Origin of the sequence: unidentified bacterial endosymbiont (assembly GCF_918320885.1) — a bacterium.
In the GTDB taxonomy this organism is placed as follows: Bacteria; Pseudomonadota; Gammaproteobacteria; order Enterobacterales.
On the sequence record NZ_OU907312.1, the window covers coordinates 1094271 to 1115672 of the forward strand.

Sequence of the window (21402 nt, forward strand, 5' to 3'; positions counted from 1 at the left end):
TTAACGCACGATTAAAAAGCGGGCAGCGAGGGAGTGCCGGGCGACTTCATCCAGCCCGGTTAATAACGCGCGGCTGACTTCAGCTAAGCGGACACAAGCGCCCCCATTTCTGGGAAGGGTATCGGCCGGCACCGGGTTGACTAACAGCGCCAGCGTGGGCGGCGGCTCAGGGGTTGAAGGTTCTGCTTCTGCCTCACGGCTACTGGGTTTTACCCGGGTGCCTCTATTAGCGGGGCTCTCCGGGGTATACACGCGATAAGTGCTGGTGGCGTCGTCCAAGATCAGCAGTTGTCCGGCGGGTAAGGGATCGCCAGCAGTGAGCGTGATGGCTTCCCGTGACAGGCGTCCTGGGCTCTCTGAAATAATAAATTCAGCGGGGTGTACCGGCTCTGTTTTGATGTTCATAAGACTCCTCTTAAGGCTTGTAGGGTGGTGGTCGCCAGGCGGTGGCGGCGCGCATAGATCTCCGTGCTCGGCGGCAACGGCGTGACTAGGGGTTCTGTTGTGATCGCTTGCGGGTTAATCGGTATCGTGGCTGCTACCAGCTGGTTAAGCAGTTGAGCACGGACGCTGTCAAGGGTCATCGCTGATTGCAGGCAATGAACGGTCCACTGTGGTTGGTTGGCGGTTTTACACAGAGAGTCAATGGCGCTAATACGCTCCAGCTCAGCGGCTACTTGGATCTCATCCGCCAGATCGAGGCGCCGCAGTAGGAACTCACTGGGGGCTGTTAATCCCGCCTGACAGTAGGCACTGACGAGCCTAACAATATTATGAAGCGGGGGCTCTGCGGCTGGAGCAGGAGCTGAGGAGGGCTTATCTACCAAGTGATCTTGCTACCCTTTAACGGACACAACGAAGAGGAACAAAGCGTATAATTTTTTGTTACTTTTTGAGGTGAAGTTATGAATCAAGGGGAATCAAGGAGCTATGATAAGGAATTCAAGCTGAATGCGGTAAAGCTGTATCACAGCACTGGTAAAACGCTCTGTCAATTGAGCGAGGAATTGGGAGTTCCCAAGAGTACATTGGCAGGGTGGGTCCATCAGCATAACAAGGATGGTGCAGAGGCTTTCCCGGGCAAAGGATACCTGAAAGCGTCTGATGCTGAGCTCAGTCAATTGCGGAAAGAATTGGCGATAGCACGCGAAGAGAGGGATATCCTAAAAAAAGCCTTGGGCATCTTCTCAGTGGCCCGCAAGTAAAATACCAGTTTATGCAAAAGCATGCTGGGGAATTCAGCGTAGAGAGGATGTCCAACGTGTTAGGTGTATCCCGCAGTGGCTATTATCAGTTTATCAAGGCTGAGCCATCCAAGCGCTATTGTGAGGATGAGCGTTTAATATCTGAAATTAAAGAGGTTTATACCATAAGCAACCAAATTTACGGTAGCCCACGTATCCATGCTGAGTTACGAGCTAGAGGTGAGCGCTGTTCACGCAAACGGGTTTGTCGGCTAATGAAAGCAGCCCATATTGCGGCTAAGATGAAAAAACGATTTAAGGTAACCACAATAGTCGATCCAAAGGCCGCAGTGGCGCCTAATTTACTCAAGCAGAAGTTCACAGCCACTCGCCCTGATCAATACTGGGCAGCAGATATTACCTATATTCCGACCCAAGAGGGATGGTTGTATGTTGCTATCGTACTGGACCTGTTCTCTCGTAGTATCGTGGGGATGGATATGCAAGCTCACATGACCACCGAGTTAGTAGCCGCAGCATTACGCCAGGCAATAACACGGAGGAAGCCTGCTGCAGGTCTCATCCACCACTCCGACCGAGGCAGCCAGTATACCAGCAAAGGATTCAAGGCTGTATCGGCGCATCACCAGATAACGCTTAGCATGAGTAGTACGGGCAATTGTTATGACAATGCAGTAGCAGAGAGTTTTTTCCATACCTTAAAAACAGAGCACACCCACTTTGAACGTTTTGAGAGCAGAGAACAAGCCAAATTGAGCATTTTTGAATACGTAGAAGTGTTTTATAACCGACAGAGACGGCACTCAACGCTAGGCTATCTGTCTCCTGTAAATTTTGAAAAAAATTGGTTATCCCAGGTCGCTTAAGGTTTCTCTTCTCTGTGTCTAAAAAAAGGTGGCAAGATCAGGTTTAATAACCATCTCACCGAGTAATCACGATCGACTAGAGGGTTGGAGCGGTACTGGCATTAAGGAAACTGACCATGTCGTTATTCCTGAGAGCAGCTCCCCTGCCGAGGTGGGCGCCGCTTTGCGGCTGGCGTTTAGTCGTTGTAAGTGAGGCTGCTTTATGGTATAAGCAAGGGTATTCTGGTTGAGTAGGGAAGCCTAGGGGTCAATCTACAACAGGTAGAGCTTTGGATTTCAACGGTAAAAACATCAGTCATTGGATTAAAGAGCTATCTGATAATAATTCCTATTAAAATAATAGGTTAGATAGCAACCTCCTTAAGAGGTTAGTCTGGAAAAGCGACCTGATCCCTTCGGTTAAACGAGGAGTAGATTCCGTGGATGTGGCGGTGGTGATCCCAAGCTATAAGGTCTGTACTTCTATTTTAGAAGTGCTCGGGCAAATAGGTCGAGAAGTGACTAAAATCTACGTTGTCGATGACGCTTGTCCCGACGGCTCAGGTCGCCTGGTAGAGAATCAGTGCGTAGATCGACGAGTGGCGGTGCTATACCATTCAGACAATCAGGGGGTTGGTGGTGCGGTGATCACCGGTTATCGGGCGGCACTGGCAGATAATATGGATATTATCGTCAAAGTCGATGGTGATGGCCAGATGGATCCCAGCTTAATTCCTTGCTTCATAGCGCCGATTCTCGCCGGCGAAGCAGATTATACTAAGGGAAATCGCTTCTTTGACTTAGAAGATCTTCATACGATGCCTAAAGCACGCCTGTTAGGTAATGCACTACTCTCCTTGATCACCAAGATTTCCTCTGGCTATTGGGATCTATTTGATCCAACGAATGGTTACACAGCCATTCATCGGGTCGTGGCTCAATGCCTTCCTTTCGAAAAAATCAGTCAAGGTTACTTTTTTGAAACGGATATGTTGTTTCGGCTGAATACGTTACGTGCTGTAGTCGTCGATATCCCCATGGCTGCAAAATATGGACTGGAAATCAGTCATCTAAAGATTCATAAAATTATCATAGAGTTTGCATTTAAAAATGTGAAAAACTTTGGCAAAAGAATTTTTTATAACTACTATCTTCGAGACATGTCCCTGGCCTCTATTGAGTTACCCTTAGGTCTTTTGCTGTTGTTATCTGGGATCACTTTTGGGAGTATACGTTGGATCAAAGCGTTGCACTCTGGCGCTCCAACCCCAGCGGGTGCTGTCATGTTGGCCGCGTTGCCCGTACTCTTAGGGCTGCAATTTATTTTAGCTTTTATCGGCTATGATATCGCCACTGTACCAAAAAAACCGTTACATATCATGAAGAAATGGCAGCGCTAACTGCCCAATGCTTCCACTCAATTTAGACCATCAACCAGAAAATAACAATCAATTCCTAGGATGCTGTGATGCCTAATACTCATCTCATACCGTTGCACCTGTTATGGCTCTCTTTATTCTTGCTGCACTGTAGTGTTATTGGATTTGCAGTGAACCACTCCTTGAAACTTTGGCAGCATCCAGAAGGCATTAACAATAATAGTTATCTCCACTGTTTTTTTGCCATGAGCTGTGGCTTGATGTTGAATATTACTATTCTATTTATTTTAGGAATCATGGAATGGTTTTATCAAACGACCATTTTATGGACTGGGCTTGCCAGCTGCTTGCTAGCGGTTTTTGCATTACTGCGGACTTTATCCTACCGCAACTTCATAGCGATTTTCCAGATTCGCTTACAGACATTCTTTGAACTTTTGACCTTCATCTTGCTATTTTTATTTTTAATGTTGAAAGCGGTTAAAGTGCCTGGAGATTGGGATGATACCTCTTTCCACTTGCCCCTGGCACGATTTTATATTGAAAATCATGGGATTGTTTTGAATCAATATTTACGCTTTCCGCTGTTTCCACAAAATATCGACTTGCTATTGGCATTAGGACTAATGCTAGGCCATGAAGTGATGGCACAAGGCTTAGCAACCTTGCCACTATTTATTAGCTGCATCGGGTTAATGGGCGCAACTGTTTGGATACTAAATTCTACCTTTGCAGGCTATCTAGCGATCGCTATGCTACTGATGCTGCGACCCTCTAGGAATATCATTGGGTATGCTTATATTGATCATGGCCTAGCACTTTTCTGCTGGGGAGCCATACTGGCTCTAGCCATGTGGAACCAGAGTGACCGTCAATCCAGAAAATGGATAGTGATGGCGGGTCTACTGGCAGGTGGTGCCGCCGGTAGTAAATATTTTGGCGCTGTGCTGGCAACTCTGCTTGGACTTTATCTGCTTGTTGTCTGCAAGGCTTGGCGAGCAGCCTTAACCTACGCTATCACGGGAACGCTATTTGGTATCAGTTGGTACCTACGCAGTCTACTCATCTCTGGTGACCCTATTCACCCCGCTGGAGGTGCTTTTTTCGGACACTTTCTATGGGATGCTCAGGATCTGATCGGTCAAACACAGGAGCAAGCAACCTTTGGTGTCGGCACCAACTTATTTTATGTGATCCCAGCAATGATTAAGGCACATGTTTCTCCTTGGATCTGCGCCCTGTTTGCTTGTTGTTTTTTAAAAAAAGAAACTAGCAGTTTACGTTTTCTATACGTTATTTTCTTAAGTTATTTTCTATTTTGGTTTTATGTCACCCAAGTCCCTCGTTATTTAGCCCCGCTGTTCGCGGTAGGATGCTTTTTAACCGTTTATACGCTTTATCAAGGTGTTAGAAAATGGTCGATTGGAACGAGATTATCAACGGGTACTTGGTTACAAAATTCCTATATGCCCAGCGTCATCTGCTTAAAGCTGTTAAAACAGTTAAAAACTGGGATCATGCACTGGAATGCTATCCCGGATACACGTTGTTTCAACAGGCTAATCAATTGATTCCTGTTTTTGGTCCTCGTTTAGTGCAGATGGGTTTTGAAAAAAATATCTATTTTTTCAACGGAACAACGATTGGAGATTGCTTTGGTATTGGAAGATACTGCAACATGCTGGATCCACAAGCGCCTCACCAGTTGATAAAACCCCAAGAGATGTTACGATATCTAGACCAATTTGATAGCCGTATGCTGATTGTGAGAAATTACGGTAGCAGGGACTTAATGGCCTATACACTTTATTTTGATATTCAAAAAGAAACTAAAGATGGTCTATTATTGACGATAAAGTAAAAAACTCGGCGGCAGTCGCCTGTTATGGTGATTTCAACACCTGCCGCTGCTCCTCCCAGAGCAATGGTGTATTAGACGCCCATTGAAAAACCGGTAACTGTCAGATTAAGTTTAAGCTGGTACAAAATGATAGAATGGAGCCACCGACTGACAGGAGAGAGATCATTTTTTCTATCTCTAAGGACATTACTGTTTAACCCGCATGATGATAGTTTCCGCTAGGATCGCCTGACCAGATAGCTTGGTTAGGCACTTTAGGGCCTCCATATTGGCAATAATCACGAGCGTTAGCGTTGATGTAGCCTTTTTTTCTAACCAAGGTAGATCGAAAGAGAGGATAGGATCACCCCGCTTGACGGATTGTCCATCCTGAGCAAGCCGCTGAAAGCCCTGCCCTTTGAGATCCACCGTATCAATGCCAAAATGAACAAACAACTCAATACCACAGTCGGAATGAATAGAGAAGGCGTGGTTCGTGTCAAAGATTTTACCGATAGTGCCGTCAATCGGGGCCACTAGGGTATTACCGGTGGGTTTGATAGCTAGGCCATCCCCGACGATTTTTTCCGCAAAGACTTTATCGGGTACGGTTTCCAGCTCAACGATCTCTCCAGAGACAGGGGCGTAAATCATCAGCTCACTGCTTGAATGTCCTAGAGTGGCTATCCATTGCTTCATTAGCTGAATGAGCGTCATGGCAGTGCTCCTAATTCTTTACAACTTACTGACATTACTGTAACAGAGTAATGTCAGTAAGCGCTAATTTTTCCATCGACTGAGTCATTAGTCGGTGGATATCAGCGGCTGTTGACTGGATCAGTGCCTGTTGGGCCAGTTGCTGTGCCGCTGCAAAGTGAACGCTACGGATTACTTTTTTGATAGCGGGGATCGCCCGGGCACTCACACTAAAGCTATCTAGACCAAGCCCCAGTAATAGGAGGGTGGCTTGTGTATCACCAGCCAATTCTCCACACACACAGACCGATTTTCCGAACTGATGTGCGGCATCGATAATCTGTTTAACAAACTGGAGTACCGCTGGGGAGAGCGGGTTGTAGAGGGAGGCAATCAATGGATTACCCCGGTCCACCGCTAAGGTGTACTGCGTGAGATCATTGGTCCCAATGCTTAAAAAGTCGACGATTTGAGCTAAATGGGAGGCCATCACGGCTGCTGCCGGGGTCTCAACCATAATCCCGACGCTGATCTGCGGATCAAACGGCTGTTTTTCAGCGTGTAACTGCTGCTTCAACCGTGCTAGCTGCTCTTGTAGGGCGTGAACTTCTTCAACGAGACTAATCATCGGAAAGAGTATGCAGAGTTTGCCAAACGCTGAAGCTCGTAAAATGGCCCGCAGTTGGATCTGGAGTAGTTCAGGGTGCTGCTGATAGAGACGAACGCCGCGGCAGCCTAAGAAAGGGTTGCTCTCAGTGGGTAGATTCAGGTAGGGCAGCGGTTTATCACCCCCAATATCGACGGTGCGGATCACCGCCGCCTCCCCTGATCGCAGTTGTTGTGCTACGGCTTGATAGGCCTGGAATTGCTCTGCTTCGGAGGGGAGACCCTCTCGTCCCATGAAGAGAAATTCGGTACGGTAGAGACCAACCCCTTCAGCACCCTGCTGCTGAGCAGCACTCAGCTCATTAAAGTGGCTGATATTGGCACTCAGCCTAACTTGATGTCCCTCTAAGGTGACGGCCGGGTGATCGGTTAAAACAGCTAGTAAGCGCTGTTGTCGTTGCTCACGCTGTTGCTGCGCTTTGAAAGCCTCGATAGTTTCGGCAGTAGGATTAATGACAACATGGTTATTTGTAGCCTCTAGCAGCACCAGATCATCCTGGTGGATTAGTTCCAAGGCTTGGTGTACGCCTACTAGTGCTGGGATCCCCAGTGCGCGCGCCATGATGGCAGTATGGGAGGTGCTACTGCCCAGGCGGGTGATAAAACCCAAAACCTTCTCAACATCAAGCTGAGCAGTTTCCGAAGGGGTTAGCGTTTCGGCGACTAAAATAACTGGTTTTGAGAGTGCTTGAAGATCGACCAATGGGACGCCTAGGGCATTACTGAGCAGACGTTGGCCAATGTCCCGAATATCGGCTGCCCGTGCCTTCAAATAGTCATCCGCTAACTGCTCTAAAGTGAGGGCTTGCTGCTCAATAACCGCTTCAATGGCTGAGGAGAGTGCAGCCTGGTGTTGTTGGATATAGGCCATTACCTCCGCTTCAAACAGCTCATCTTCTAGCAATAGGCGGTGTGCTTCAAAAATAGCGGCCTCTGGTTCGCCAAATCGTTGGTAGGCTTTCTCCTCAATCGCCTGGAGTTGTTGAATGGATTGATCCCGTGCCTGAAAAAAAAGGGCCATCTCTTGTGGTATAGCCTCAGCCGCAATCGGTTGGCGGTTGATCGTGAGGGGCTGTTTTTTAACGAGTAGCGCTGGACCTAACGCGATACCCGGGGAGGCGATCACACCTGAAAGTAGGGCGTCCTCTGTAGCCAGGAGGAGGGAAGCCATCAATTCCATCAGGCGGCTCCCACATTCAGTTCATTGAGTAGGCTGACTAGACGCATGACAGCGGGTTGCTCATCGGCACCCTCAGCGCTGATGGTGACAACGGTTCCTTGAGAGAGTCCTAAGGTCTGTAGCTTAAATAGACTTTTGGCGCTGGCGCTTTTACCATGAGCAGAGAGCGTAATCTCAGCTGTAAAGGCTTTCGCCTCTTTAACCAGTTGTGCAGCAGGTCTGACATGCAGACCGTGAGAAGAGGTAATGGTAACAGCTTGTTGGTACATGGCCGGGGATCCTAGGTTGTTCTATTGTATCTTGGGTCTAATAGGGTAGCTTACCTATTACCCCTGGTGTGTCAATGAGCGCTCAAGCAATCAGTTTGGTGATAAGGTCATGATTGATTGAGGCAAGCGGTGATTTTATTAGCTATGCTAATGGTCTGAAAGGCGGTAGAAACTGATGAGAGCGGGATCCTGGTGTAATCGATTGATAGATAACAATAAACAAAGTCGGTTAAGCTTGAAGCGGCATAACTGGTGACGATAAACGTTCAAAGAGTAATCACCATTGGAACCTTAGCACATCAGAGGGGCAGATGATGCAAAATTTGCGCTTAGGCGTGCTCGTCGTGAGTAGCCGGTTATGAGTCGCTTACGAGTGCGAGGCGGGTTTAGCCGCCGCCAGCAATGGCTGATGCTGATCTATAGTGATTTCATTAAAAAACCGTTGTTGTCATTGATTCAACGGATAATGTCGGCACGTCAGGTCAACCAGAGCAGTGGCAATGATTCAGCTGATCAACGGCTTGTTCGTCGTGTGCAGGAGCCCACCTTTGCACCGCTGCAGAGCGCTTCCTTAGAGTGGGTAGCCTCATCACGGGTGACTGCAGAGATCCAACAGAGCGTCTTGCCAGAGCCGCCCGCTTTGATGGGCCTGGAATCGTCCCACAGACAGGCTGAATCTTCGGTTGATCAGGTGACAACGGAACCAAGCGATAAGGCAGATGACGAGCCACTATTACTCTTGTATGTCATGGCCCACCAGCGGGATCGACTCTATGGAGAGCCGCTACTTCGTAGCTTATTACAACTGGGTTTCCGCTATGGTGAACGGGCGGTTTTCCATCGACACCTGAACCCACTGGCCAGCGGACCTATTCTATTTAGCGTAGTGAACATGGTGAAACCGGGTACGTTTAACCCGAGCAGCATGAGTGAATTTACAACGCCTGGTGTGGCCCTGTGCATGACTATCCCGGCTTATGGGGATGCGCTGCAAAATTTTAAACTGATGTTACAGGCAGCACAACGGCTAGCGGATGATGTCAGTGGGGTCGTTCTGGATAGTGATCGCCACCTGTTGACCCTAGAAACCAGAAAACAGTATACAGCCCGGATCCGTCGCCTGCTGGCTAAAGCCTCTTAAAGCCGAGATTTTAGGCGCTGCGAACGCTTGCATCTTCCCTGAGGGTAGTACAGGCTATTAGAACACCACCTTGAAATTCATTAAAAAATCATGAAAGATGTCTTCCACCAGCTAGCACAGCTACGCCAGCAGCTGCAGCAAGCGGCTTATGAGTACTTCGTATTAGATGCGCCGACCCTACCAGATGCTGAATATGATCGCTTAATGGTGGCGCTACAACAGCTGGAACAAGCACACCCCCATTTGATCACGCCAGACTCGCCGACCCAACGGGTGGGTGGGGCAGCGCAGTCTGCATTTGCCACGATCCAGCACACCCTTCCCATGCTCTCTTTAGAGAATCTATTCACTGAAACCGACTGTTTGGCTTTTCTACAGCGACTACAAACGGCACTCCAGTGTGAGCAACCGCTGATGCTCTGTGGGGAGTTAAAACTAGATGGGGTGGCGGTGAGTTTACGCTATGAAGCGGGGCTATTGGTACAGGCCGCCACGCGAGGAGATGGTGTGACGGGTGAGGCTATCACCCACAACGTGCGCACGATACGGGCGATTCCTTTACGCTTACAGGGTGACTCTCTCCCTGAGGTATTAGAGGTGCGTGGTGAAATCTTCATGACAGAGGCGGGGTTTGCCCAACTCAATGCCCAGGCGGAGCAGCGCGGTGAAAAACGATTCGCTAATCCGCGTAATGCGGCTGCAGGCTCGCTACGGCAGTTAGATCCCGCTATCACTGCTAGACGGCCCCTAACCTTTTTATGCTACGGCTTGGGGAGTGTGCAGGGGGGCCAGCTGCCTACCAGTCACTGGGGCTGCTTACAGCAATTCAAACAGTGGGGCTTGCCAGTGAGTGATTGGAGCCAACGACTGTGTGGCGCAGAGGCGGTGTTGCACTACTATCAGCAGATCAGCCAACAGCGCTTCGACTTAGGGTTTGCTATCGATGGGATTGTGATTAAAGTTGATGAGCTCGGTTTGCAGCAGCAGTTGGGCGCTCGGGCTCGTGCACCCCGTTGGGCGGCGGCTTACAAATTTGCCGCCCAAGAGGAGCTGACTCTATTGCGGGAGGTCACTTTTCAAGTGGGGCGTACTGGTGTGATTACGCCGGTGGCTCAGCTGGAGCCGGTGGCGGTTGCTGGCGTGTGGATTCGCCACGCCACGCTGCATAATGCCGATGAGATCAATCGACTACAGATACATCAGGGGGATACGGTGATTGTCCGCCGAGCCGGTGAGGTCATTCCGCAGGTGGTCAGTGTGATCGCTGAGCGGCGTCCAGCCGGGGCACGAGCTATCCGCTATCCTGATCACTGTCCAGCCTGTCATAGCGGGTTAGAGCGGTTGCCTGGCAAAGCCGCTATCCGTTGTTGTGGGGGGTTGATCTGTCCAGCCCAGCGTAAAGAGTCCTTGAAGCATTTTGCCTCCCGGCGGGCATTAGATATTGAGGGGCTAGGGGAGCAGCTGATTGAACAGCTGGTGGATCAACAGTTAGTCCAGACTGCTGCCGATCTATTTCGTTTATCCCTAGAGCAGTTAATCCCGTTAGCACGGATGGGACGCCGATCAGCGGAGAAGCTGTTGGCAGCATTGGAAAAAGCCAAACAGACCACCTTTCCCCGTTTTTTGTTTGCCTTGGGGATCCCGCTAGTGGGAGAGCGTACGGCCCTGCATCTGGCCAACCATTTCGGGAGCTTAGCAGCGTTACAATCCGCTGATTTGCAGCAGCTGATAGCTGTTCCCGAGGTGGGTGAAGGGGTGGCCAACCACCTGGATCACTTTTTACAAGAACCGCATAACCAGAAGGTTCTCGCAGAGCTGCTGTCACCGGAGATTGGGGTGCGGTGGCCCGATCCACTGGTAGAGGATCAGATTGTGGATCATCCCTTAAAGGGGCAACGGTTCGTACTGACCGGCACTTTGCACAGCTTAACCCGCCAACAGGCGAAAGAGCGTCTGCTGGCATTAGGCGCCGAAGTGAGTGAGACCCTATCACGGAGCACCCATTGGTTGGTCGTGGGTCAGCAACCTGGCAGTAAGTTAGCAAAAGCGCAGCGTCTAAATATCCCGATAGTTGATGAGCAGGCGCTTCTCAACTGGTTCAATAGTCACCCCAGTGAAGGAAATAAGCATGAATCAAGATAAAGCCCCCTTGAGTGTGAGTCAAAAACCCCACGATGGCCGCCGCGAAACGATTTGTGTAAGTGACGCTATTACACTTGAAGTGATTCAGCCATCGATGGCCAGTGAATTATTTGACCTTATACAATGCAATCAAGAGAGGCTCTCCCATTTTCTAGCGTGGCCTAAACAGGTTATGAGCGTAGAGGATACCCAGGCCTTTATCCGTCAACAATCTGCGGATCATCACCGTGGCGTGAGTAAAACGTATACGATTATCGTTCAAGGCCGAGTCTCCGGCATCATCTCTTTCAATGCGATAGACTCCGCTCATCAAACCACCACGATTGGTTATTGGATCGATGGCCCTCTAGAGGGGAAAGGCGTTGTTTCAGCGGCCTTAAATAAGCTGATTGAAATCTACTCTCAACGGGGGATCCTTCGGAAATTTATCATCAACTGTAGCGTCACCAACCGGAAAAGCAATGCGCTAGCGCTACGCAATGGTTTTCATTTTACAGAGGTTATCAAACAAGCTGAGCAGATGACTGGTGAAGTGATAGATCACAATAGTTATGCCAAAGTGATCGAGGGATTGTGACCATTCTGGTAAAAAATGTCGATCGGCTGAACCGCTAGCAGAGTGACACGGGTTTAAACAGTTGATCCTTCGAAGTCACTGCTGAGGGCTTCACCCCTGATGAAGGGAGTTGACGGCCCAGCAGGGTATCCCGAGCTTGTGGATAGTACTCCTCGATTAAAGCACATAACATAGCCTGGCTATTGTTTTCTGTTCCATTGAAATAATCAGCAGGCGAAAAATGCATCTTAAAGGATTCAACTGTATTTTTTGTTGTTTGATCCAAATTGCCGTGAGTCGGCACCTCATAACCATATTCTTTTAAAGCGGCTTGTTGCTGAGCGACGGTCAGTGGTTTCTCTTTTAACTGCTTCTGGTAGTGTTCCACCACCTCTGCTCGTGGCCAGGCACCAATTCCCTCACAAGCCAGGGTATACCAAGGAAATAGCGGACCAGGGTCCTGTTTACGACCGGGTGCGATGTCTGCATGACCTATGATGCGAGTTGGGGTAAGGCTATATTGTTTAATCAGCGGGGCAACCAGTTCAATCAGGGCAGCTATCTGCTCTTTAGGATAGCAAAACCATTGCCTACCTTGATGATCCCGATAAGTGGCCTCGTCAGCAAAGGCGTGTTGGACTGATCTCGCTAACGGCTTCGCTTCAATGAAGCCTAGATTGACCATCTCAATGCCAACAGAAGAGAAGTTGATGTTATTCACGCCATGCCATGAACTGACGCCCGCATGCCAAGCACGCTCTTCAGGCTCCACTAACTTATAAATTGGAATTTCCCCATCCGCTTCGGGTGTATCAGAGAGTAGGTAGTGAGCACTGGCCTGGGCTTGTGGTCCCGCCAACCACTGGAGTGAGCTAGCCAAATTGCCCGCCGTATAGTGCATCACGAGATGCCTAATTCGTCTATCCTGAGCGGGAGAGGGGCGGGAGTAGATTTTCATATCAGGATTCCTCATCGAAAAAGCTGACGGATGGACCCCAATATTAACTTTTTGTAACCATTAAAGCAACCTACTTGTTAAAAGTAGGTCACAAGGGCTTTGGTGGACGATGCTGGTCTCGAACCAGTGACCCCCTCCTTGTAAGGGAGGTGCTCTCCCAGCTGAGCTAATCGTCCCTAGTGCGTTGCGTTACGCTAAGGCGGCATTATAGGGGGCACTGAGGCAGAGTCAACGATTTTTTCAAACCAGAGATCAGTAGTTAGGGTACTGTACGTCTGGCTGCGGCATTATAATTGACGTACAATTAATCCGATAATCGTTCAGTAATAGAGGGGAGAGGTGTCGGCAACGGTATAGTCACTGCGGCACCCGACACAGTTATGATGGTTAGAGCTCGTTTTGCGCCAAGTCCCACCGGCTATTTACACATTGGGGGAGCTCGCACCGCCCTGTATGCCTGGCTGTTTGCTCGGCATCAGGGGGGGCAATTTATTTTGCGGATTGAAGATACCGACCGTGAGCGATCAACTCAGCCGGCCATTGATGCGATTCTTGAAGGCATGCAATGGCTTGGGTTAACCTGGGATGAGGGTCCTTACTATCAGACACAGCGTTTTGAACGCTATCAAGCGGTACTCAATCAGCTATTGGAATCAGGCAGTGCCTATCGTTGTGACTGTAGTCCAGCCCGTTTAGAAACTGTACGAGAACAGCAGCGGGCGGCCGGTCAAAAACCGCGCTACGATGGGCGGTGTCGCGATAGCCAACCCCTTATCACTACGAATCAACCCTCTGTGGTGCGTTTTCGTAATCCTCAGCAGGGTGCGGTCTGCTTTGACGACCAAATCCGTGGTCCTATTACCATTAGTAATAGCGAATTGGATGATCTGGTGATCTGTCGTAGCGATGGCACCCCCACTTATAATTTTTGTGTGGTGGTCGATGATTGGGATATGAAAATCACCCACGTCATTCGTGGCGAAGATCACATTAACAATACCCCACGGCAGATCAATTTATTACAAGCCCTAGGTGCTCCCATTCCACACTATGCCCATTTATCGATGATCCTGGGCGAAGATGGCAAAAAGCTTTCAAAACGTCATGGTGCAGTGAGTGTGCTGCAGTATCGGGATGAGGGTTATCTGCCGCAAGCACTCTTAAACTATCTGTTGCGTCTGGGCTGGTCTCATGGTGATCAAGAGATTTTTTCATTGGAAGAGATGCAACGCTATTTCTCGTTGGCCGCGGTGAATCGCTCCGCTAGCGCCTTTAATAGGGAGAAGTTGCTGTGGCTAAATCATCATTATATGAACCAGCTCCCGCCGGAAACGGTGGCACAACAGCTGGCTTGGCATCTGCAACGGCAGGCGGTGGAGAGCCGCCAGGGGCCGGCTTTAACAGAGATAGTACGCTTATTAGCGCCTCGTTATCAGCGGTTAGATCGGCTGGCTCAGGCCAGCCACTACTTTTTTAATGAGCCGATCGCCTTAGATCCAGAGGCTGCGCACCAGCAGCTTCAGGCAGCTGCCAGTCAACCACTGGCTCTGGCGTATTCAAAATTGGCGGCGCTGCACGCTTGGCAGGCCTCAGCCATCCAAGAGGCCATCCAGCAGGTGGCAGAAGAGCTATCGCTAGGATTAGGCAAGGTGGGCATGCCGTTGCGGGTGGCAGTGACGGGGGGGTTACAGTCACCGGCTATCGAACAGACGCTGCAGGCGGTGGGACAACGTCGCACGTTAGCCCGTATTGAACAAGCGTTAGCATTCATCAATGAGCAGACTGCTTCAGCAGTTGATCAACAGGCTCCTCGGTGATCGCCCCTTGGGTTAATAGAAATTCGTCACTGCAGCGGGAGGAGACGCTGACCACTACTGATCATCAAGGTTACCTGGCTGATCCCCAGTGCTGGTGTGTGGCTTTTGCACAAGCGACTGCAGCACAGGAAGGCCTTGTATTAACCCCAGCGCATTGGGAAGTGCTCTATTTTTTACGTGATTTTTATCAGCAGTACCACACCTCGCCCGCCATGCGACTACTGGTTAAAGCGTGGCAGCAGCGTTATGGAGCAGAAAAAGGAACTAGTCATTATCTTTACGCGCTATTTCCGCGGGGGCCAGCCCAACAGGGAAGTAAAATAGCTGGCTTACCTAAACCGGTAAAATGTCTTTAAGCCGAAAGAGTGCTACCCTTTAAATACACCATTACTAAAGACAAAATGACTCAACGAACTTGAAAGGGACTATTTTGGTGCCATGTTGAAGGGAGAGCTGTCCAGCTTACTATTCGGGAGAACACCGTGATCGCTGTTAAATTCGATATTGGACAACAGGTGCGCCATAAAACATTCGGTTACCTGGGTGTTGTGGTGGACGTCGATTCTGAGTACTCACTATCTCAGCCACAAGTAGAATCGCTAGACATAGACGATAGCTTGCGTCGAGCACCTTGGTACACCGTGGTCACCGAGGATGATCACGGTGATGCCTTGCAAGCCTATGTGTCTGAAATGCAATTGGATAAGGAGTTATTTCCTGTTCATCCTGAACACCCGGTCCTAGATGATTTTGCTCATGCTGTCAAAAAGCAACTGCGTAACCCGCAGTTGCTTCATTAACTGAAATGTGGCTGGGTTTCCAGCTCTAGGGGGCTGTCCGTTGCTGGTTGCCGCTAGATCTAATCCTGACAAAAGGAGTTGCAGTCCAACTATTTTAAGTACTGGAGGGGGGTGTGCTCCCTTCCAGGGCCTCTGTGTGCTTGGTGTACTCTTCAGCCACAATGAACTTAGTCACTACGTCGAGCACTAAGAAGATGCAGTAGACTGTAGAAGATATTGTACAGCGAGACATAGAGACTGACTGTAGCGCGGATATAGTTGGTCTCGCCACCATGAATAATCTCACTGGTTTTCAGCAAGATAGTCCCTGAAGAGACCAGAATAAACAGAGCACTGATCCCTAAGGAAAAAGCGGGCAGCTGCCAGAAAGCATTGCCTATCATGCTGATGAGCAAGACAATGGCTCCCGCGGTTAACAGACCGCCCATAAAAGACAGCTCTTTTTGGGTAGTGAGCACATAAGCGGAGCAGCCGAAGAATACCAAAGAGGTTCCTCCCAGGGCAGTGATTAAGATATCACTCGCACCACTGTGTAGCAGTGAGCCGACAATAGGTCCCAGGCTGTAGCCTATAAAGCTAGTCAGCGCAAAGACTGCCAAAATGCCATAAGCGCTGTTGGCGGTGTAATGGGTTAAGAACATTAAGCCATAAGCCCCGACTAAAAAGAGCCAGGGAGATAGGGCAGGCAGTCTAAAAGAGGCACTCAGTAGGGCGGTAGTCGCGGAACAAGCCAGCGTCATCGCCAATAAACAATAGGTATTACGCAGTACCCGGTGGCTACTGAGTAGTGAAGCTTTTCTACTAGAAACAATGGTACGTTCCATAATCACTATCACCTCAAATCAATCAGGTTAACTAACCCTCATTTTACACCAAATGGTCCCAATAGTTATAGTACTGTTTAGCCATCGCCTCTACAGGGAAGGCCCTAGGTCCCAGTGAAGCTCGAGATCGGGGTGCCGATCATTAAAGTCTGTCCTCCTATTTTTTGCTTTCTGAAGCGAGGCAACTGCTTTACAAGCGCCCAGAAGCTGTTTATAGTCCGCCAATCGCCTGGAGGCGTGGCAGAGCGGTTGAATGCAGCTGACTTGAAATCAGCCGTACTTGCAAGAGTACCGTGGGTTCGAATCCTACCGCCTCCGCCAGTTAAACGATTGATTCACTTCTCTCTTCCTTCACTTGATCCCTACTAGGTTTCCTGTAAAGTGCCTCGATTAATGGCATCTTTGCTTTTTTAAACTGGAGCTCATATGGCAATCAAGATAGGTATCAACGGGTTCGGGCGCATTGGACGTTGTGTCTTTCGCGCGGCTATGCAGCATGCTGAGATGGAGGTGGTCGCCATCAATGATCTGCTATCGGTAGAGTATATCGCTTATCTACTCAAATATGATTCTACCCACGGTCCTTTTAAAGGGTCAGTAGCTGTTCATGATGGCCAGTTAGTAGTGAATGGTCAAACCATTCGAGTCTCGGCTGAGCGTGATCCAGCCCAGTTAGCCTGGGATGCGGTGGGTGCCGTGGTGGCTGTTGAAGCCACTGGGCTGTTTTTAGAGGCTCCCAGCGCCAGTCAACATCTCACAGCGGGTGCAAAGCGTGTGGTGTTAACCGCGCCGCCCAAAGATGATACTCCGATGTTTGTGATGGGGGTTAACCACCACCAGTATGCTGGGGAATCCATTGTTTCCAACGCCTCTTGTACCACCAACTGCTTAGCGCCCATTGCCAAAGTGTTGCATGATGAATTTGGCATTCTTGAGGGATTAATGACCACCGTACACGCCGTGACGGCCACCCAAAAAACTGTGGATGGTCCATCGCAGAAAGATTGGCGCGGGGGACGGGGAGCCGGTCAAAACATTATCCCATCGAGCACAGGTGCTGCTAAAGCGGTCTGCAGAGTCATTCCTGATCTCAAGGGACGTTTGACTGGGATGGCTTTTCGGGTGCCAACACCGAATGTCTCGGTGGTTGATCTCACCTGCCGCTTGGCTAAACCGACCTCTTACCAGGCGATTTGTCAAGCGATGCAAGCGGCCGCAGCGGGACCGTTGCGAGGTATTTTACGCTATACTGATGAGGCGTTGGTCTCCACCGATTTTCTGGGCGAAACCTGCACCGCGATTTTTGATGCTACAGCCGGGCTAGCGCTTAACGAGCAGTTTGTCAAAGTGGTGGCTTGGTATGATAATGAAATTGGTTACTCCAATAAAGTCCTCGATCTGATTAGGCATATGATGCGGTGATAGGCTCTACAAGAGCATTTTTCAGTTTTTGCAAGCTAGAGAACTACCCGAGCCTTTTCGGGTAGTTTATTGAGTGGTATTTTGGGGAGTGAGTCATCATGACTGCTGGCAGAAATTATCAAATCGGCCATCACCCATGTTATCTATATGATTTATGCTGAGTTTCAGAAGCCTAATGGAATTGGGGCTTAATATGACTACAAGAAAAATTCTTAAGGGCTTAACGCCGATAGAAATTTATACTAAACGCCGTGTTGCACTTATTGCGTGAATCCAGCATTAAGTCAAAGTGCTGATTTATTAAGATAGCCATAACTCAGCAGAAATCCCAGATAAATCGCTCTGTCAGTCATAATATAGACATTAATCTGTTTAATTGTGTTTTTATTGTTTCGTTCGAAATAGCTTTCCAAAAAATATTATTTTTATTTAAATTAACAGTATTTTTGTGTACTGAAAAGGGAACATATGGTGATGTATTGATTTCTTGTATGAGATTTTTTAAGGCAGTGTCAGGAGTTATATCAATTTTTGTAGATGGGTGATTTAGTATCGTTTTAAATACTTCCAAGTTTTTTTCAATGATATATGAATGAGCATCATATAGATTATCTTGTGAAAATTGAGGATTTTTCTGCAGGTTAAATAATACTGTTAAGCTTTGTTCAGGCATGGCTTCATTGATATGCCACGTACTAACCTCTGCTGAGGGGTGTTGCAGCAACATTTGAAGCACTTTCAACTCTTTTTCACGAATAGCTTCACTGATATGCAACGTACTAACCTCCGCGGAGGGGTGTTGCAGCACTATTTCAAGCACTTTCAACTCTTTTTCATGAATAGCTTCACTGATATGCAACGTATCAACCTCTGCTGAGGGGTGTTGAAGCAACATTTGAAGCACTTTCAACTCTTTTTCACGAATAGCTTCACTGATACGCAACGTATCAACCTCTGCTGAGGGGTGTTGCAGCAACATTTGAAGCACTTTCAACTCTTTTTCACGAATAGCTTCACTGATATGCAACGTATCAACCTCTGCTGAGGGGTGTTGCAGCAACATTTGAAGCACTTTCAACTCTTTTTCACGAATAGCTTCACTGATACGCAACGTATCAACCTCTGCTGAGGGGTGTTGAAGCAACATTTGAAGCACTTTCAACTCTTTTTCACGAATAGCTTCACTGATACGCAACGTATCAACCTCTGCTGAGGGGTGTTGCAGCAACATTTGAAGCACTTTCAACTCTTTTTCACGAATAGCTTCACTGATACGCAACGTATCAACCTCTGCTGAGGGGTGTTGCAGCAACATTTGAAGCACTTTCAACTCTTTTTCACGAATAGCTTCACTGATATGCAACGTACTAACTGGCACGTTGTGTTTTAATAAGTATTCAACAATTACATAATTTTTTGCTCTTATTGGGGCAGTTAACGCTGAAGAATTTAGGCTGACTCCTATTTTTAACAGATTATTTATTTTATTGATATCAATATTTTTTCTGCTAGTTTCTAGAGATAATGAAATATTTACAGCACGAGACAGTTCTTCTTCATTAAAAATCTTAGCGCCATGAAATAAAGGTTCAGAAAAAATTTCAGGATAGTTTTTGACAAATTTTTTCTGAAGTGTATCAAAAAAAATTTTTAGGGATTCATACTTTTTTTGTAAGAAGCATAATAATTCTTCTAAATTTTTACTTAATTTTATACCATCAGAATTTATTTTATGTTGAAATATTTTTTCATCTATTTTACAACTTATTTTAAAACCAACAGCAGCACATAAGTGTAAGTTATCTAGGGTATATTTTATTAAATTAGTTGCGTCAATTTTTTCTTCTATAGAATATAAAATATCTTTCGAAAAGAATACCTGATTAGGTTCTGAGTAAGTGCATAATATAATATTTCCAGGTAAATCATCTAGACAGTGGTGAGCGTTTTCAGAGAAACACGAGAGTAAATGTATTACATTAATTTGCTTTTTGTTATAGGTGGTTTTTATGATGCTTGAAATTAAAGAAGCAGCTGTAATTTTTTGAGTAGATTTTAAAAAATACTCCGGTTTATCACCATTTTTTGGTGCATAACCATGTAGATCTATAAAAAAAACTGAAGGTAGATATAGGAGCTTTCCTGTTGGTAGTGCGTAGGATCCAAAAGGAAATTTACCTGAAATAAATGAATTTATTTCTTCTCCTTCTATGGCGTCTACAGAACAACTAATTCCCTTTAAATCAGCTGTTCTTATCAGGGTATAAGGTATAAAGGGCATAATGATTAACCTTTTAGGTGTAAAAGTATCCATAATGATAACATTATTTATGCTTTTATGAAATAAATTTATCAGATAAATATCGAATCAGAAAACGGAGAGAGCCAAAAGGTGACACGGCACAGGTTTTCCCTGATTCTGTTTTCGTAGCCTACTGATTAAATCAGAGGTGCGCATTTAACGTCTCTCCAGCTTTTGGATAAAGCACTCTGCTTCAATCTTAGAAAGCTTTGTGGAAGCCTTGGCAGTTAGTTGGCTTCGCTTTATTTACCCAAGTCAGAGCAACATAAGCGATTAGTAGCCGGTTTTTAATTGTTGAAAATAGCTTTCATAGAGTTTCTGAGCTTCACCCACATCGATTTGCCAATCCCCCTGCTGCAGGTGGTTGGCGTCAGGATAGAGGCTAGCATCTTCGCGCACGGCCTCAGGGAGCAGGGCTTTTGCCGTTTTATTTGGAGTGGCATAGCCAATATGTTGTGCAATCTTGGCGGCAATATCGGGCCTTAAGATAAAGTCAATCAACTTTAAGGCATTGTCTGGATGTTGAGCGCCGACTGGAATGGCTAAGCTGTCCATCCAGAGGATCGCCCCCTCTGTAGGCCAGAGGAGCTGTAGCGGGATCCCCGCTTGACGGGCCTTATAGGCAGCACCACTCCAGAGCATGCCTAAGTTGACTTCTCCGGCGATAAAGGGGGTTGCTGGAGAATCAGAATTGAACAGTAAAATATTCGGCAGTAGTTGTCGTAGGGTTTGATAGGCGGCCTTGATCTGTTGGGGATCAGTGCTATTGGCGGGGTGCCCTAACCGTCGCAGGGCAATATGGAACAGCTCACGGGCATCATCAATCACCAGTAGCCGATTATAATACTGTGGAGACCAGAGATCAGCCCAGGAGTGAATCTGTTGAGGATCCATTTCATCCCGGTTAATGCCGATGCCGGTAAAACCCCAGAGGTAGGGGATTGAATACTCATTCTGAGGATCAAACGGTTTATTCAGTAGCAGTGGATCTAAATGGTTAAAGTTTTTAAGCTGGCAGTGGTTAATTTTCTGCAGCATCCCCTCTTGGCGCATTTTTGATACAAAATAGGTCGAGGGTACAATCAGATCATAGCTGCCGCTAGGATAGGTTTTTAACTTCGCATACAGCGTCTCGTTAGATTCATAAGTGGATTCAACCACTTTAATCCCGGTCTCTTGCGTAAATTGAGTCAATACCTCGGGACTAATATAGTCAGACCAATTATAGAAATAGAGGATCGCCTGCTGTTTCGGGGCGGGATTGGCTAAACTCTGTCCCAGGTTGAGCCATAAAGCGGTGATGGCAGCGATAAAAGAGATGAAATAGTTCAGCATGGGGTTGGACTCCTTGATCAAGAGC

Annotated in this window: 21 protein-coding genes, 2 tRNA genes and 1 pseudogene; 14 read left to right on the forward strand and 10 right to left on the reverse strand. The window is 47.7% G+C overall.

Annotated features, from left to right (window positions below):
* Both NL324_RS05615 and NL324_RS05620 read right to left on the reverse strand, forming a co-directional pair.
* Window positions 1-405 (reverse strand): head decoration protein, encoded by a 405-nt coding sequence (locus NL324_RS05615; protein ID WP_253306675.1) that lies wholly within the window; start codon window positions 403-405, stop codon window positions 1-3.
* Entirely contained in the window at window positions 402-827 is a 426-nt protein-coding gene (locus NL324_RS05620) for a hypothetical protein (protein WP_253306676.1), read from the reverse strand. The genes NL324_RS05615 and NL324_RS05620 overlap by 4 nt, the downstream gene beginning before the upstream one ends.
* Before the next feature lie 78 nt (window positions 828-905).
* On the opposite strand from NL324_RS05620, the gene NL324_RS05625 reads away from it, so the two are divergent.
* The 6 genes and pseudogenes from NL324_RS05625 (at window position 906) to NL324_RS05650 (ending at window position 5290) form a co-directional block, all read left to right on the forward strand.
* Window positions 906-1205, forward strand: a complete 300-nt coding sequence (locus tag NL324_RS05625; RefSeq protein WP_253305847.1) for a transposase — start codon at window positions 906-908, stop codon at window positions 1203-1205.
* The gene (locus NL324_RS05630; RefSeq protein ID WP_253307079.1) at window positions 1133-2071 is read left to right on the forward strand and encodes an IS3 family transposase; all 939 of its coding nucleotides are present in this window, start codon (window positions 1133-1135) and stop codon (window positions 2069-2071) included. Before NL324_RS05625 ends, NL324_RS05630 begins: the two co-directional genes overlap by 73 nt.
* Window positions 2072-2111: 40 nt before the next feature.
* Window positions 2112-2264 (forward strand): annotated as a pseudogene (locus NL324_RS05635) (contact-dependent growth inhibition system immunity protein); the annotation flags it as partial.
* Between the two features lie 226 nt (window positions 2265-2490).
* Complete coding sequence (locus NL324_RS05640; protein ID WP_253306677.1) at window positions 2491-3450, forward strand: glycosyltransferase family 2 protein; 960 nt, start codon at window positions 2491-2493, stop codon at window positions 3448-3450.
* Between the two features lie 239 nt (window positions 3451-3689).
* Window positions 3690-5000 (forward strand): hypothetical protein, encoded by a 1311-nt coding sequence (locus NL324_RS05645; protein WP_253306678.1) that lies wholly within the window; start codon window positions 3690-3692, stop codon window positions 4998-5000.
* Window positions 4976-5290, forward strand: coding sequence for a hypothetical protein (locus tag NL324_RS05650; RefSeq protein WP_253306679.1), 315 nt, complete (start codon window positions 4976-4978; stop codon window positions 5288-5290). Before NL324_RS05645 ends, NL324_RS05650 begins: the two co-directional genes overlap by 25 nt.
* A gap of 186 nt (window positions 5291-5476) precedes the next feature.
* Here NL324_RS05650 and crr read toward each other — a convergent pair whose 3' ends face one another.
* Genes crr through NL324_RS05665 form a run of 3 tightly spaced genes read right to left on the reverse strand, consistent with a single transcriptional unit; the run spans window position 5477 to window position 8080 of the window.
* A complete protein-coding gene (gene crr / locus NL324_RS05655; RefSeq protein ID WP_301282760.1) occupies window positions 5477-5986 on the reverse strand; it encodes a PTS glucose transporter subunit IIA in 510 nt (169 codons plus the stop codon).
* 34 nt (window positions 5987-6020) lie between these two features.
* On the reverse strand, window positions 6021-7802 hold the full coding sequence (ptsP, locus tag NL324_RS05660; protein WP_253307139.1) for a phosphoenolpyruvate--protein phosphotransferase: 1782 nt from the start codon (window positions 7800-7802) through the stop codon (window positions 6021-6023).
* Between the two features lie 8 nt (window positions 7803-7810).
* A complete protein-coding gene (locus NL324_RS05665) occupies window positions 7811-8080 on the reverse strand; it encodes an HPr family phosphocarrier protein (RefSeq protein ID WP_253306680.1) in 270 nt (89 codons plus the stop codon).
* 358 nt (window positions 8081-8438) lie between these two features.
* Here NL324_RS05665 and zipA point away from each other — a divergent pair, with 358 nt between their 5' ends.
* The 3 genes from zipA to NL324_RS05680 all read left to right on the forward strand — a co-directional run bounded on the left by zipA (window position 8439) and on the right by NL324_RS05680 (window position 11940).
* A complete protein-coding gene (gene zipA, locus NL324_RS05670) occupies window positions 8439-9221 on the forward strand; it encodes a cell division protein ZipA (RefSeq protein WP_253306681.1) in 783 nt (260 codons plus the stop codon).
* 90 nt (window positions 9222-9311) lie between these two features.
* The gene (ligA, locus tag NL324_RS05675) at window positions 9312-11363 is read left to right on the forward strand and encodes an NAD-dependent DNA ligase LigA (RefSeq protein WP_253306682.1); all 2052 of its coding nucleotides are present in this window, start codon (window positions 9312-9314) and stop codon (window positions 11361-11363) included.
* Window positions 11350-11940 (forward strand): GNAT family N-acetyltransferase, encoded by a 591-nt coding sequence (locus NL324_RS05680; RefSeq protein WP_253306683.1) that lies wholly within the window; start codon window positions 11350-11352, stop codon window positions 11938-11940. The genes ligA and NL324_RS05680 overlap by 14 nt, the downstream gene beginning before the upstream one ends.
* 34 nt (window positions 11941-11974) lie before the next feature.
* Here NL324_RS05680 and NL324_RS05685 read toward each other — a convergent pair whose 3' ends face one another.
* Complete coding sequence (locus NL324_RS05685) at window positions 11975-12877, reverse strand: N-acetylmuramoyl-L-alanine amidase (RefSeq protein WP_253306684.1); 903 nt, start codon at window positions 12875-12877, stop codon at window positions 11975-11977.
* Between the two features lie 100 nt (window positions 12878-12977).
* Window positions 12978-13053: transfer RNA gene (locus NL324_RS05690), tRNA-Val, on the reverse strand.
* A gap of 204 nt (window positions 13054-13257) precedes the next feature.
* On the opposite strand from NL324_RS05690, the gene gltX reads away from it, so the two are divergent.
* The 3 genes from gltX to hspQ all read left to right on the forward strand — a co-directional run bounded on the left by gltX (window position 13258) and on the right by hspQ (window position 15494).
* A complete protein-coding gene (gltX, locus tag NL324_RS05695) occupies window positions 13258-14694 on the forward strand; it encodes a glutamate--tRNA ligase (RefSeq protein ID WP_253306685.1) in 1437 nt (478 codons plus the stop codon).
* 29 nt (window positions 14695-14723) lie between these two features.
* Window positions 14724-15050 carry a TusE/DsrC/DsvC family sulfur relay protein gene (locus tag NL324_RS05700; RefSeq protein WP_301282777.1) on the forward strand — a complete coding sequence of 109 codons (327 nt, stop codon included), beginning with the start codon at window positions 14724-14726 and terminating at the stop codon, window positions 15048-15050.
* Between the two features lie 126 nt (window positions 15051-15176).
* Complete coding sequence (hspQ, locus tag NL324_RS05705) at window positions 15177-15494, forward strand: heat shock protein HspQ (protein ID WP_253306686.1); 318 nt, start codon at window positions 15177-15179, stop codon at window positions 15492-15494.
* A gap of 167 nt (window positions 15495-15661) precedes the next feature.
* On the opposite strand, the gene NL324_RS05710 is transcribed toward hspQ, so the two are convergent.
* Complete coding sequence (locus NL324_RS05710; RefSeq protein WP_253306687.1) at window positions 15662-16318, reverse strand: Bax inhibitor-1 family protein; 657 nt, start codon at window positions 16316-16318, stop codon at window positions 15662-15664.
* 231 nt (window positions 16319-16549) lie between these two features.
* Here NL324_RS05710 and NL324_RS05715 point away from each other — a divergent pair.
* Together NL324_RS05715 and gap are read left to right on the forward strand one after the other, a co-directional pair.
* Window positions 16550-16639, forward strand: a tRNA-Ser gene (locus NL324_RS05715).
* A gap of 105 nt (window positions 16640-16744) precedes the next feature.
* Window positions 16745-17740, forward strand: coding sequence for a type I glyceraldehyde-3-phosphate dehydrogenase (gene gap, locus NL324_RS05720; protein ID WP_253306688.1), 996 nt, complete (start codon window positions 16745-16747; stop codon window positions 17738-17740).
* Between the two features lie 349 nt (window positions 17741-18089).
* Here gap and NL324_RS05725 read toward each other — a convergent pair whose 3' ends face one another.
* Together NL324_RS05725 and NL324_RS05730 are read right to left on the reverse strand one after the other, a co-directional pair.
* Window positions 18090-20054, reverse strand: a complete 1965-nt coding sequence (locus tag NL324_RS05725; protein ID WP_253306689.1) for a hypothetical protein — start codon at window positions 20052-20054, stop codon at window positions 18090-18092.
* A gap of 261 nt (window positions 20055-20315) precedes the next feature.
* Window positions 20316-21377, reverse strand: coding sequence for an extracellular solute-binding protein (locus NL324_RS05730; RefSeq protein WP_253306690.1), 1062 nt, complete (start codon window positions 21375-21377; stop codon window positions 20316-20318).
* Between the last annotated feature and the right edge of the window lie 25 nt (window positions 21378-21402).